Genomic DNA, 13,019 nt, shown 5'->3' on the forward strand with positions numbered 1-13,019 from the left:
TTAATTGTAAAGCATCTGTAAAGCATCGTGTAAGTCACTTATCGTGATTTTGCATACTTAGTTATCACACCCCTCCACATCCACTAAGCAGAGCCGGAGCCGCACCGGAATCAATGCCGGCTACGCTTGCCGAGGCCACCGGCGCTCCGTAATAAGTGTTTAAAATACCAACATTGAACACAATATCCGCGCCTTCACTGAGATCATCACATTCCACATAAAGGCCGTGGAGTCTGTGACCTGCGGGTAAAACCGCAAGCGCAATAATTGCGTTGTTTGCTGCCGTTACTTCAACCTGAGCTTTGGTCAACTCCATAGACCGGAAATCGGCACGTGCGCCACCGATAGCGGTCTTAGGAGGTTTGGTGTAAAGATCGGGTGCTAATTGGGCTGTTTTAGCCATAAAAGTAATCCTCCTTGCTTTTATTTTTACTGCTTACGGCCTGGCCGCTGCCGTGTCTATGGCCATTACGCCAAAATCGTTACCGTTAAAGGTAACTTTCTTGAATCCCCAAATGGTATGGGTTGTAATAATGACCTTGTTACCATTGTCGCGTTCCTCTTCGTGCCAGCCAAAACGCAAATCCTGCCCTGGAGAACCGAAGGCTATAACACCCGCCTGCATACCGCAGAACAACGCCCTTGATGCTGCAACGGCACCACTACCGTAATCAGTAAACCGGATGATGTTCGGGTGCGAATGGAGAACAACACCATTCCACATACCGATTCCGCCCTTAATAAAGGCAGACTCTTTCCCTGCCGCGGTTGCGATTGCTTTCTGGATATCCGCCCAATCGTTTGTTGTGGTGTTCCGGCGCAGGTCGAATTTCTGATACGGGTCCATAATCATCAGAAAAACTTCTTCGCCATCCACTTCGCACTTCTGGATCTGCGGGATTTCCGAGTAAGCAGGGCCACCGCCGCCCATCATTTCCGCGTAAGCTACTGCGCGGTCAATAGGAAGAGTGGACATCTTATCGCTTGCCGTTACCGTACCTTTGGTTGTCGCCGTTCCACCATAAACGATATGGTTGGAATCGGGAGCGGTAAGACTGTTGTTTGCAAACCCCGAATATGTCGTAGGAAACACAAACTCGGTATTTGTGCCACGGGCGCCGGAGAGATACATCATAATGATCTCGTCAAAAACTCTTGCCCACCAGTCAACCGAACGCGCCTTGGCGACCTTACGCAGATCGTGGAGCGTTCTTTTTCTGCTCATACGTCCGCCGCAATCGGCACCGCCGCGCATCTGATCAATGTAAACATTGTCAGTGTAGAACGATAACCCTTCTTCTTTCCCGTGGAGCTCTGCATCGCCTTCGATTGGCTGCATATTTAACTGCATACTCAAATCGTAGGTGATCTGTTCTCCCGCATCCGATTCCAGATCGGTAATCTGCCAAATCGGCCGTGTGGGAACTTCGCCCTTTGCCATGAACTTCCGGGTGAAATAACCTTTTCGCCCAACGTCGACCGCCAGATTCCCGGAGTATCTTTTGACGGCCTTCGAGTCGTTGAGACCAATAATCGTCTGTCCCATAATCAACCTCCAATTTTTTATTTAGACCGTCCTGGGTCGGTTATTAGGGCTACTGCCCTACAATTTGCTGCTTATAGTGTTTGATTGGTATTGACCTATCAGCAGTAATCTTCAAAACAGCTTTACGTCCTGCCTTTTCAGTAAGAAAAATAGATATCTTCTGTGGTTTTTCGGAGGCAGGGACCTCAAAAACCAGCTCATTACCAACATCGATAATCTTAATAAGTGCCATTTTTACACCCGCGCCAGATATGCTTCCTTTACTGCCGGAGACATTCTTTCAAGAGCTTGCTCGTATGCTTCACCGGACAATTTATCTATTTGCGCGAAAGAATCATCGACGCCCTCATTGTTTCCCGCCGCGTTTGGAATATCCGCCAGAGTTTTATGATCAGGTATCTTTGCCGCCGGTTTCGTTTCTACCTTCTTAACCTCTTTCTTTTCGGCCGGTTTGATTCCAAATGCCTCTTTAACGGCTTTATCCGCCTTGACCAGAATTTGAATGCCTGTAAGACTTGCGTTCTTTGGATCATTGGATATTGCCTTGACCATTTCAGTCAGGGCTCCGAATAAGGCATTGCACTTAACCTTTTCCGCCGCATCTGTTACTCTGGACGCCATGTATTCCGGTTTGGCATTCAGGAAATAAATCTGTTCCTTCTTCCAAATCAACTCGTCTTTCTGTGCTTCAAACGCGGCTCTTGCTTCATCGTTGATCTTGGTATTGTGTTTGATAATTTCCCGATTGAGCTTGTCCCTCTCCGCGTTAAATTCCCTTTGGGTAATATCCCCAAGATCAAACTTTTCATCTAACGCATGAAGTTTTTCCGTGATCGCCGCTGGTATCTCTTCCGGAAGTTCCTCGAATACAGGCATTTCCTCTTTGGTTAATACCGGCTGAAAGTTCAGCAAAGCATCATCGGTCACTTCATCCTGAGCGGTATTTTGGGCAGCTTCAGCGGCTATAATTTCTTCGACGGTTTTACCCTGTTCTTTGGCTAATCCTTCAAGACGCGCCTGCTCTGCTGCTGCCGCCTCTTCTTTTTCCTTTTCTTCAAGAGATTTCTCGTCGCCGGCAATTCCTTCAAGAGTATTTTTATCGTCGTCGTTCAGTTCTTCTTTAGGCGCTTCTTCGCCTTCGGGCGCTGTAATGCCGTCAAGAATCCCTTCTTTTTCCGTAGGAGACAAATCACGCCATTCTTCCGCCGTATAACCTTCGGGCGGTTGCTCGACGTTATCATCAACCTGAATGTCCACGTTTACTTCATCAGCTTTTTCCTTAGCCATCCTTTCAATCCTCCCTTAAATTCGTATTTTAAAGCGTTACCGTTGCCAGCGAACCATTAGCCAAGCCGCAATACAGAACGCCGGAATAGATCGACATGGACTTGATCTTGCTTCCGAGACTGGCGATAGTGCTTACTACCTCAGTCGCTATGGTAAATCGGATAATGTCGCCTTTATTCGTTCCGAGATAAACGTAAGTTCCGTCCGTCTCGCTTGCTGTCACCTGTGCGTCAAAAACCTTAGCTATTGCTACTGTTGCCATAACCTGATACCTCCTTTTTTTTGAAGAGTCTGACGACTCTGTATTCTCACCATTTCTTTGGTGGACTTAAATCATTTCAGCAACCGCCCTGCATATCCTTTCAGGTGTAATCAGGCGCATACAGTCAGCGCCCTGTTTATCGTGACATTGGCAGGAGCCCGGGACATCCCAACACGGCACACACGCCAACTTTCCTTTCGGGTAAATAGTTCTAACGGTCGGATAATAGGTAGTTCTGGTCCTCGGATCGATGTTGCCGAACAATCCCAGGCACTTCTTTTTCAGAGCGGCAGCTATATGAAGGGCGCCGGTATCCGGAGTAATAATCAGATCGGCAATGGAAGTAAGGGAGATTAAATCAGCCTCATTCGTTTTATCCAGTAAGTTCAGAACATTATCGTTATTCAGTTCAGTAAGGCTTCTATTCCAGTGCTCCGTTTTCCCCATGATGATAATCGTTGCATCCAACCGGCGGATCAGTTTGTTTACCAAAGGAGAAACATATTCAGGCGGGATAACCCTAACAGGAGATTTACTTGTCGGATTAAGGCCGATAACGGGTCCCGACCTCTTCGGAAGCATAGTCTTGAACTTCTTCCGGCTTTCCTTGTCGATAGGTAGATTAAAATACTTTCTGTTTGAATTAACACCGCAAAGCCGGTCAAAATTATCCGACCGATCTTTAGATACATAATCAATCCATGGAAGTGAACCGGGACCTATGTTGGATGGTTCAACCGCATAACGCAGATCAATAATCTCATCAAAGGAATATTTATTGATGTCGTCAATCTTGATACAGTAATCGACGCCATTCAGTTTGCTCATTACCTTGGTGTATTGCGGGAGAGTGGCCAGGGTAAGTTTCTTGTTGGGATATTTCATCTTGCGCTTTACGATACTGGACGAAAGAATAACGAGATCACCTATACCGCCCATGCGAATAAGACAGGTCCCGCCTATCTTCCGCACCTGATTGTCCTGTTCCATGATTTGAATATTTACGACACCTTTACCCTGGACAATCTTTTCAGTTGGTAGGCAAACCAGCATCTTGCTTTTAATATCCGGGCCGAAGAATTCCCTTCCCATCTTATCGGAGAAGGTCATTTCCTTACCTGTATTTAGACTTTTCAGAATAAACACTTTCTTAGCTCCTTATTTTTTTAAGCACTAAATCAAAACAGTAATCATCAATGAGACCTATCTCGTGGACGATTTGATACATTCCGTTGAGATGTTTACTCAGCACGTTCTTCAGGAATTCGAGTCCGAAATCAGGAACACTATGAGCTTCGTTGTGGTTCTGGCCTGTTTTCCGGCAGTGCTCCGAATAAACAACTTCATCGGGCCCATAGAGAACGAGAAACCCGCCATGCTTAACTACACGGAGCCACTCTTTCAAAACAATCGGGGTTTCTTCCGCTTTGAAATCTTCGAGCAGGTGAGACGAATAGACGAAATCGAATACATCATCCTTGAACCAGTAAAGGTTTCGGGCGTCTCCGGCTAGATTCTGAGGATGGTCGCTTTCACTTTTGGTCAAACGCAATTCAAATTGCTGATCCATGGCAATTGCATGGGGAGTTATCGGATCTCCGCCGTAACCGAGATCAATTCCGTTGCCTACGCAATATAACGCTAATCTTTCCCTTGCTTTCGATGTTTCCAAATTCATTATTTAATTCTCCTGAACATTAATGTTTCAAAACACTTCTCAGCTAACTCGTAGCCGTTACTCAGAAGGAAATTGACGCCCTCTTTGTATTCGGCTCTTTCCGCGTCGTCCCATGCCAGAAGAGAACCGACTTTCAATTTCTTGAAAGCACTCTTCGCGCATTCGTTTCGATCGCGACCGTCAATAAGGATAAAATCGAAATTTTGATCAGGAATGTTGTCTACAAATCCGTTATAGGGGCGCGGAAGGACATTCATTTCCACGTTGTCCAGATTGTTAGCAGCTACATAATCGGCAAATTTCTGATCATGTTCTAAAGAAACTATTCTTTTCACGCGCGGGGAAAACCAAACAGTGGAATTGCCGGCTCCGAATTCAAGGATATTCATATAGGGCTTCAAATAGTTATTGAGATAATCTATTGCAGTTATATGAAACCATGGTCTTGCTTTGCCGTCTGGCGGGAAATAAAGCGGAATCCTGCTCTTGATCGCATTCAAAAGAGAAAGGGGATATTTGCCGTTGTATTTATACAAGTTGTAACGCAGTTGCGGATTGAGCGGGTAACTTTCGTTCTTTATCCAATCAATAATTGCTTCATCTGGTAATCCCTTTAACCAAAGATATTCGCCCGTCTCTCGATCATGATGCCTCTTTATCGTCCAGAGCATTTTCTTAATGAGACGTTCTTCGGACCGCACCCACCCGCAATGGTAAATATTCGCCAAATGAAAACGTGCATCTTTGTAATTTTCTTTTAATGCTATATGCAGGCCGTTCTCTATTACAGCATCCGGGAAATGCCGATACAGGCGCAACATACACATTCCCGACTCTGGCGTAATGCAAAGGTCGAGATCGTATTTCACATGGCTGAAATCTTCACAAAAAAGGATATGATCAAGGGCCACTCTGTGAATTTCTTTGTGGTCCATAATGTGTTGAAAAGCTTCTTTTAATTCTTTTTCGTCGTAAACCTCATCTCCATCCGGACAAAAGAATATGTCAGCGTCCGAATCGATGTGTTTCAGGTATTCCTGCCTCAGCTCTCTTTGATGATCGACGAATCCCTTGCGAATCCAGACTATTTTATGTTCCGGCCGTTCCTCAAACTCGCGAATAATCTCAGGTGTCTTGTCGGTAGATAATCCTTCAGGAGAGGCCGCGAAATGAAATGAATGTTCTGCGCCTTCCACAATGATAATCTTATCGACAACATTATAGAAAGACTCCAGGGAATAACGGAGATAATCTTCTTCATTAAAAACAATCATTCCAACAACTACTTTAGGCATTATTATCTCCTTCTATCGATTGTGCTACCCCTGCTTCGGCAAGTATCTGGTCGGCTGTGTCGGCTAATCCCGGAACAAGCTTTAAGGTTCCCGCAACTTCCAGAGCCTTTAAATAACCTTCCAATTTCTTCATTGTGGCGCTGACTGTATCCAGCGTGGCCTTAGAGTTCTTGGCGTTGACTTCAGCCTCTTTGCTTGCCAGTTCAATTTGTGCCATGGCCTGTTGTAATTGCTTGGCAAACTGTTGTTCCTGAGCCATAGCCGCTTCGTTTTGCTTAATCTGTTCTTTCTCTTCGGGTGTTTGTTCATCCTCGGGAGCGCTTTCGCCGTTGATCTTGCGAATACGCGAAACGATTTCATCCTTGCCGGGCAGTTCATCCATCATATTGACAACCATATCGAGAAGCTTAAGGGCGACTTCCGGCATGGATTGTGATAGGGCCGTGACCATTTCGGTCAATGTGTCCAACATGGATTGTCTGATTGTGTCTTTGAAGTTCTGCTTGCCGATAACAAAATCCGCTTTGGCTTCGGTTATGTTATTCGCAATGGTGCCGTCGTCTTTGTGCTCGTTAATGGTAATGAATTCATCTTTGCGCTCGTCGCCGGTTATGCGATATTCTCTCTCTTGATCGTAGAACTGTTCAATTAGAGAAAGTCTGATTTCTCCCTCGGTCTGCAGGGAAAGATACATATTGTCGAACATAATGCCCTGCGCGGTCTGCGACTGCATTAACTGCTTGTCCATGGCAACGCCGGACAAATCTTTACGCTTCTGATATTCTGCGTCATTGGTAACGCCGGAGACAGAATGGATAAATCTTTCATCGTCTCTGGCCATTTCCACGTGAGCGGCTGCTAGAGTTTGTTCTTTTTGGATTTCGAGTTTCTTTCCGACATTGACATCTACCCATCCATCGGCGCGATTAACCTCTTCGTAAGCCTCTTTCTTGTCGTCCACAGCGCCCTTCTCTGCGATAACTCTGTTGGCAGACAGAAGGAACAAAGCTCTTGATCGTCTCTTGTTTAGGTCGGATTGTGGATCTCTTAGGTCACGTATAACGCCGTAGGGCTGATTGTCGCGCTGCCTGCGGTAACAAAACATCGGAGTAAAAGGAAGCCTATTGTGATTGTACGGCGTCAAAATGTCTTGAAACAACGTAGCGGCTGACCAGATAGCTTGCCTTACTGTCAGTATATGAGCATCGGTTAAGGTAAAGTACCCACCATTCACAAGGTATTGATGATCTTTTTCGGTCGGTCGGTAGATTGCGCCATGTAATGCACCATAAGGCGTATCGTCGTCTCTCTTTTTGAGAATCTGAACCGTTGCCGGCATTCGGTACCACATTTCGACAAACTTGATTCTCTGACGCGAAGAGCCATTACTGCCAAATAGCGCTTCCAGATCGCTCTCCAGATCAAACTCACTGGCTAGATCGGTAATGCTCGTATCATCTGGAAGGTACGGATAGAGGGAATTCACATTCTCGGCTATTACTTTAAGACGTTTTTCCCTTTCGGGAAACATACCGATAGAGATATCAAGATCAATCCATTTTTCACGAATGACAAAGCGGAAGTCTGATCCGTCCATTGACAAGCCCAAGTGATCGTGCCACATATTACGCCAGCGCTCGGACCGAATAAAGATAGGTTCATCATCATTCTGCCGCACTCCCGTTTCGAGCCAACCAATACCGGCTTTAACGCAATCCTCGAAGGCTTTAGACTTCTCATACTCACCTTTTGAGGCGTCCTGCGTGTATTTCATTAACTTGGTTTTTGATTTAGCCGATTCTGCGCCAACCTTTTTACGTGGCAATACCCGGTTATCTATTCGCGCCCGTCGCTCAGTTCCCAATATCCAGTTGACTGTATTCTTGGTTACATTGAAGACAAGAGGCGGCTGATTGCGCTTGTTAAGAACAGCCAAATCATCAGCGCTAAGTTGAATACCATCATAGTAATCTTCATCAGTGGCCATTTCTATGCGGTTCTCGGCCTGTGCTGCTCGCGCCTGCTTGCGCCAGTTCATTAACTTTCTTAAATGTTCGTTTGCTTCCGGGGTATCAAGTGGGTGGGTTTTAGGAACAAAGGTCTCCGGCGCTCCTTTGTCTTTCAAAAGGGCTTTTGAAATGCCGGTTTGTTTGGTTTCCCCTTTTGTGACTTTCATTGGGGATATTTTAAAATATTACTTTTTTATTCTCGCTTGAAAAGGCAGGAAAGACCGAGAAAAGGTAAGAAAGAAAATGATGTTTATTGAATGGTCACGCCATCTACGGATATGTGCCGTCCCTTTTTGAGTTCATGCTGTATAAGCTCAGTGATATAAATAAACGGCTTCCCCTCTTTGGGATTGTCTGCCGTTCTGTGAATGGGAATCCCCTCTCTCTTGATATAGTAGAGAGCTCCGCGCCACGTACCCATGCCGTATAGTTTCTTCATTACGGGTAAGATTTCAGCACTTCCAACTAATCTATTGGCGTCAACCGTCATATCATTCTCCCGTGATCAAATCAGTTTCATTCAGTTCGACTTCTTTGGTTATCTTGTGGCCGTCAATCGTCACCGTTACTTCTCCGGCAGCAACCTTGTTTTCCGGTGTTGCTTCAGGCATATCTTTAAGCTGATCAAGACCATCCTGAATCCAGAGCAATAACTGAATAGCCGCTTGCACATGAGGATCAATGCCGAACATATGCAGGCATTTTGCCAGATTGTAACTGGTGCAGAGCATAATCCTCATCGTCCTGTTCAACGCAATGGCAAAAGCGATACAAAGAGCATCCTCAACTATCCGCGCCTTTTCGATATCTGACATTCTTATCGTTCTTGCTGCTTTCTGCGCTGCCTGATTTTTCATTAACACCTGATTAAACTCCAGAACATCGGACTCTATTGTTTGCCGGTCGAGATTGGCTCTTGGTTCTATATATTTCCAGATTGCATCTGTAAGTATGCAAAAGGCCATTCCTGGCATATCTTCTTTGTAAATCACCATGGCCGGCTTATATTCCTCTGCCTCGTCCTGATTGACGACTTTGATATGATCGTAACGACGTTTCAGATCTGATATGTATTTGATCACTGCATAGCCTAATCATCTTTCAAGAACTCCTTTCTTGGTTGTGAACTCGTCGGGGTTAATGTTGAAGACTTCTTCACCTATTTTAAGAAATCAATACTCGGTGTCTTTTTTACTAATGCTGCATATTCGATCTCCATGCGCAGCGTTGATATAATTTTCCCTGTCGCGTTTGTTACTGCATTTGTTTGAGCGGGTGTTGCATCTCCCCTTCTCAATTTGTTGATCTGGTCTACTAATACGCTTCGTAAATCCTTTACTTTTTTAATTTCCATGATTCCTTGCCTCCCTTTTTAAAGTTATGTTTAATCGAGCCAGTTCTATTAATTCTGGCGGTACCATTGCTTTGGGCAACTTTAACGAACACCTAACATAAGTATCTCTTAATTCTAGTCGATTCCTTTCCCCTTGTAATTTCTCTCTACAAATCAAGCATCTATGATGTTTATCTTTAGAAGTGTTTTGAGGTGTCATTTTATGACCCCTTTTGCAATATTCCATTCGTTCTTTTGGGTGCCGCCGAATCATATTTGCACACTTTCTACAATGGCCCCACTTATCAAGATTTTTTCCGGTACGTGAATGGCCTCTCTTACAAATTGATTTATGGGACATCTACCTTCACCTTACTGCATTTAAAATTAGGCCTGATGTTGGAATGGAGATACTTTCCGATTGATTCCGCGCCGTGGAGATTAACAACTTCCTGTGGCGGCACACCCTCGTATTGAAAAACCCCACCATTCTTGAACTGCACTTCCAATGCCTGACTCGCCGGATCGTAGCCGACCTCTGCGATATTCGATGATTTAACTTTGGTTCGTTCCACTGATTCCTCCTTTTTCGTTAAGTTTCTTTTCTGTGTCCTCTGCGAATTTCTTGATGTTATTTAATAACTGTTCTGCCGGTTGCCCTATCGTGGCAGAAAAGCCATAAACTTCTTTAGACTGTGCCGCGAGGTCGGAATTTGCAGGTTCACCAAAATTAAAAACAATCAGGACTCTATCTTTTCTATCGTCACTCTTGATTGTCGGATCAAAAAATACACCGATTAGTTTCATTTCTTCCCCCTGTAAGTCACTTTGATTCCTGCTAATAAATTCAATCGTTTCTTCTTAAAAGATCGTTTAAATCCCTTCCTGTACTTATCCGTTGTCGGTTTTGTTCTGATATCGCTCACGTTGACCTCCACGTTCCCCGGCTCCCCTTTCTGAAATCCCCTCCCTGCTTTTTGGTTCCAAGCGTGGTTGAATACCCAACTGCAAACGTCCTAAATGCGTCCGCTCCATGACTTTCCCATGTATGCTCTGGATGATTTGACATGATCTTTTTATCCTCGTTGTATTCTGCCCGATATCCTTCCAGCGCTGATATCCCCTGCCAGCATTTTGTTTTATCAAACCAGCAACGCGATAAAATATTCCGTACCGATCCGATCCCTGTCATTACTGCTTGATTGTCACGGGCCCGTTGGACGATCACAACCGGTCTGATCCCTAGTTCCTCGGCCACTTCCTGACGTGATTTAGCAAACTCCCCTGATGATAATTCTCTTACGGCTGCGTCATGCGGCATATAATGATCACCATAAACATAAGGGCGGGACTTTAATTCTTTGGCGTAGTGTTCCAGCCCATATCCAGAACCTTCATAATAATCAATTACCCGAACCTGTTGTCCGGTGAACTGCATAAACCAAATTGTTGTTGAATCATCTACTCCCAAATCCCAAAATGTATAAACTTCAAGGCCGCTCGTCCATGGGACATCGGTAATGCGTCCCTCTTTATTGGCTAAAATCATTTGCTTGTTATAGTAGGCTCCCGGTTGCGCTCCCTCAAACGAGCAATGATATTCCTGATTAAATAGTGCCTCTCCAAGATCCTCCCCATGAGCTCCAATCATCTCTAATTTTATCTTTTGTAACTGTTCAGGCGTGAATACCGGTGTTTTTGTAGCCGGCAACAACTCGGCAAACCACCCCGGCGCCACTTTTGCAAAATCATAGAGGCGCTTATAATGATTGTTCCCGCGCGAAGTGGAAATAAACATCGCCCATCCTCCGTTTTCCTCTAGTATGGGGCTCAGGTAGGCCCATGATTGTGGGTCTGATAGTGCATACTCGGAATAAACAATGCCGATAGGAGGAGAGCCCACCAGCGCATTGTAATTATCGCTTCCAACCAACTGCCAACATGACCCGCTTTTAAACTCAATAAACATATCCGATTCACGGATTTTCGCACGTATTGTTGCCGGAAATGCCTCGTCAATTCGCCGTTTCCCTGTGTGTGGATTAACAGCTTCCCATATTGCCTTTCTGCATTGATTAAACTGTGGGAGCATATGCCAGTAATTACCGATTCTTTGTTGTGCTGCTGTGGCTGTGTAATGAAGTGCAATATCATCTTTGCCCCACCGACGATGAGCAACCTCAACAGCTCGCGTCCCTCCATTTTCCATATATATCCACAACGGCCTTTGGTCAGGTCGTGGTGCCCAATTATTTGGAAGAATTATCGTCGTCACTAAATTTCCTCACAATCACGGTTATTGGTCCTCCATCTTTTCCGGAGTGCTCGGTTCTATCTGTAAATAATTTTAGATGTCGCCCTAACCGCTCTAAGTTTGCCCCTCTATCAGACAATTTTATTTTTGTAAGAACCGCCATCCCGTCTTTTTCATCGCCAATTACCTTGTGAATTGTTTCTATTCCAGCGATTACGGCCGCATGATCAGGATCAAGCTCGTTAATTGGCTTTAATCTGCCATCGGAATCGTAAAAATCCCTAGAATCATAAAAAGATAGTTTTGCCAATTCAGCCAATACTTTATCTGCTGATATTTCTAGGCGCTTATTTCTTTCCTCTTGTAATTCTTTAATTCTTCTCTTGATGTGAACCTTTGTAAACAGTCTTGACGCTAGTGTTTTCGCCGACTCATAAGGCGTTGTTGGATGCACCCGCATATACGCCCTCACCTGGCTACTTCCGGCCGCAAACTCCCGGCACAACCAATCCTCTTTATCCGTTAGTGCTTCTTGTTCTATTTTTGGTATTTTTTTATTACTTCTAACTGTTTGTTTTTTCTCTTTCTTTTTTTCTTTCTTTACTCTAGCCATTTACCCTCCAACCATGCTTTAGGATTTGCCGGCGGCTCTTTGGGAAGCGAAAGAATACAATCAATGATCTTCGCTGTGTCGTCGCCTTGCTTAATATGAGATTTTACAAAAACAGTTAAAGGCACAACGCTCGGGTAAGAGGAAAATATTCCAGAATTGATCACTTTTAGGATATCCTTCTCCCGGGGAGAGCTCCAGTAAGGTGTTTTACAATGAGGGCAGACTGTCGGCTTCTTAAAGTCTTTGGTCCCGGCATGGATTAAAACTTCCGGAGCCCATTCGTGACCGCAGCGGTAACACATAAATCCTATGATCGTAATTACTGGCATTCTATTACTCCTTAAAACGGCACATCATCAAGAGGCATACCATCGGCCGCTAATTGCTGGTCTTCTTTTTTATCGAGCATCTTCATATCGGCGGCAACAATTTCAGTCGTGTAATGTTTAATCCCGTCTTTATCTTCCCATGATCGGGTTTGAATACGACCCTCAATGAAAACAAGAGAGCCTTTTTTTAAATAGTTCCCGCATATCTCCGCTAGTTTTTTCCATGCGACAATCTTATGCCATTCAGTCTTTTGGACCTTCTCGCCGTTTTTATCTTTCCACTGTTCGGTGGTGGCAATAGAAAAAGTTGTTACCATTGTCCCGTCCGGCGTATATTTCACATCCGGATCTTTCCCGAGTCTTCCAATCAATGTTGCTTTGTTTAACATTTTACCCCCTTTGGCGGGGTGGAC

Annotated in this window: 19 protein-coding genes; all 19 read right to left on the reverse strand. The window is 44.8% G+C overall.

Annotated features, from left to right (window positions below; all coding sequences use genetic code 11):
- Window positions 1–64: 64 nt before the first annotated feature.
- Complete coding sequence (locus tag CVU62_13190; protein PKN36682.1) at window positions 65–403, reverse strand: hypothetical protein; 339 nt, start codon at window positions 401–403, stop codon at window positions 65–67.
- 33 nt (window positions 404–436) lie between these two features.
- Window positions 437–1,546 carry a N4-gp56 family major capsid protein gene (locus tag CVU62_13195; GenBank protein PKN36683.1) on the reverse strand — a complete coding sequence of 370 codons (1,110 nt, stop codon included), beginning with the start codon at window positions 1,544–1,546 and terminating at the stop codon, window positions 437–439.
- 49 nt (window positions 1,547–1,595) lie between these two features.
- Complete coding sequence (locus tag CVU62_13200; GenBank protein PKN36684.1) at window positions 1,596–1,778, reverse strand: hypothetical protein; 183 nt, start codon at window positions 1,776–1,778, stop codon at window positions 1,596–1,598.
- A 2-nt stretch (window positions 1,779–1,780) separates the two neighbouring features.
- Window positions 1,781–2,833 carry a hypothetical protein gene (locus CVU62_13205; GenBank protein PKN36685.1) on the reverse strand — a complete coding sequence of 351 codons (1,053 nt, stop codon included), beginning with the start codon at window positions 2,831–2,833 and terminating at the stop codon, window positions 1,781–1,783.
- 28 nt (window positions 2,834–2,861) lie between these two features.
- A complete protein-coding gene (locus CVU62_13210) occupies window positions 2,862–3,095 on the reverse strand; it encodes a hypothetical protein (GenBank protein ID PKN36686.1) in 234 nt (77 codons plus the stop codon).
- A 66-nt stretch (window positions 3,096–3,161) separates the two neighbouring features.
- Window positions 3,162–4,241 carry a hypothetical protein gene (locus CVU62_13215; GenBank protein ID PKN36687.1) on the reverse strand — a complete coding sequence of 360 codons (1,080 nt, stop codon included), beginning with the start codon at window positions 4,239–4,241 and terminating at the stop codon, window positions 3,162–3,164.
- A gap of 4 nt (window positions 4,242–4,245) precedes the next feature.
- Window positions 4,246–4,773 (reverse strand): hypothetical protein, encoded by a 528-nt coding sequence (locus CVU62_13220; protein PKN36688.1) that lies wholly within the window; start codon window positions 4,771–4,773, stop codon window positions 4,246–4,248.
- Window positions 4,773–6,068 carry a hypothetical protein gene (locus CVU62_13225; GenBank protein PKN36689.1) on the reverse strand — a complete coding sequence of 432 codons (1,296 nt, stop codon included), beginning with the start codon at window positions 6,066–6,068 and terminating at the stop codon, window positions 4,773–4,775. The genes CVU62_13220 and CVU62_13225 overlap by 1 nt, the downstream gene beginning before the upstream one ends.
- Window positions 6,061–8,244, reverse strand: coding sequence for a hypothetical protein (locus CVU62_13230; GenBank protein ID PKN36690.1), 2,184 nt, complete (start codon window positions 8,242–8,244; stop codon window positions 6,061–6,063). The genes CVU62_13225 and CVU62_13230 overlap by 8 nt, the downstream gene beginning before the upstream one ends.
- Window positions 8,245–8,327: 83 nt before the next feature.
- The gene (locus CVU62_13235) at window positions 8,328–8,567 is read right to left on the reverse strand and encodes a hypothetical protein (protein PKN36691.1); all 240 of its coding nucleotides are present in this window, start codon (window positions 8,565–8,567) and stop codon (window positions 8,328–8,330) included.
- 1 nt (window position 8,568) lies between these two features.
- Window positions 8,569–9,159 (reverse strand): hypothetical protein, encoded by a 591-nt coding sequence (locus CVU62_13240; GenBank protein ID PKN36692.1) that lies wholly within the window; start codon window positions 9,157–9,159, stop codon window positions 8,569–8,571.
- A gap of 77 nt (window positions 9,160–9,236) precedes the next feature.
- A complete protein-coding gene (locus tag CVU62_13245; GenBank protein PKN36693.1) occupies window positions 9,237–9,431 on the reverse strand; it encodes a hypothetical protein in 195 nt (64 codons plus the stop codon).
- Complete coding sequence (locus CVU62_13250) at window positions 9,421–9,771, reverse strand: hypothetical protein (protein ID PKN36694.1); 351 nt, start codon at window positions 9,769–9,771, stop codon at window positions 9,421–9,423. The genes CVU62_13245 and CVU62_13250 overlap by 11 nt, the downstream gene beginning before the upstream one ends.
- Entirely contained in the window at window positions 9,761–9,985 is a 225-nt protein-coding gene (locus CVU62_13255; GenBank protein ID PKN36695.1) for a KTSC domain-containing protein, read from the reverse strand. The genes CVU62_13250 and CVU62_13255 overlap by 11 nt, the downstream gene beginning before the upstream one ends.
- Window positions 9,966–10,217 carry a hypothetical protein gene (locus tag CVU62_13260; protein ID PKN36696.1) on the reverse strand — a complete coding sequence of 84 codons (252 nt, stop codon included), beginning with the start codon at window positions 10,215–10,217 and terminating at the stop codon, window positions 9,966–9,968. Before CVU62_13260 ends, CVU62_13255 begins: the two co-directional genes overlap by 20 nt.
- Before the next feature lie 115 nt (window positions 10,218–10,332).
- Entirely contained in the window at window positions 10,333–11,685 is a 1,353-nt protein-coding gene (locus tag CVU62_13265; GenBank protein PKN36697.1) for a hypothetical protein, read from the reverse strand.
- Window positions 11,660–12,277, reverse strand: a complete 618-nt coding sequence (locus tag CVU62_13270; GenBank protein ID PKN36698.1) for a hypothetical protein — start codon at window positions 12,275–12,277, stop codon at window positions 11,660–11,662. Before CVU62_13270 ends, CVU62_13265 begins: the two co-directional genes overlap by 26 nt.
- Window positions 12,265–12,606: a hypothetical protein gene (locus CVU62_13275; GenBank protein PKN36699.1), complete on the reverse strand. Its 342-nt coding sequence runs from the start codon at window positions 12,604–12,606 to the stop codon at window positions 12,265–12,267. Before CVU62_13275 ends, CVU62_13270 begins: the two co-directional genes overlap by 13 nt.
- Window positions 12,607–12,617: 11 nt before the next feature.
- Window positions 12,618–12,995 carry a single-stranded DNA-binding protein gene (locus CVU62_13280; GenBank protein ID PKN36700.1) on the reverse strand — a complete coding sequence of 126 codons (378 nt, stop codon included), beginning with the start codon at window positions 12,993–12,995 and terminating at the stop codon, window positions 12,618–12,620.
- Between the last annotated feature and the right edge of the window lie 24 nt (window positions 12,996–13,019).

The sequence above is a fragment of the Deltaproteobacteria bacterium HGW-Deltaproteobacteria-2 genome, from assembly GCA_002840505.1.
Taxonomy (GTDB): domain Bacteria; phylum Desulfobacterota; class Syntrophia; order Syntrophales; family Smithellaceae; genus Smithella.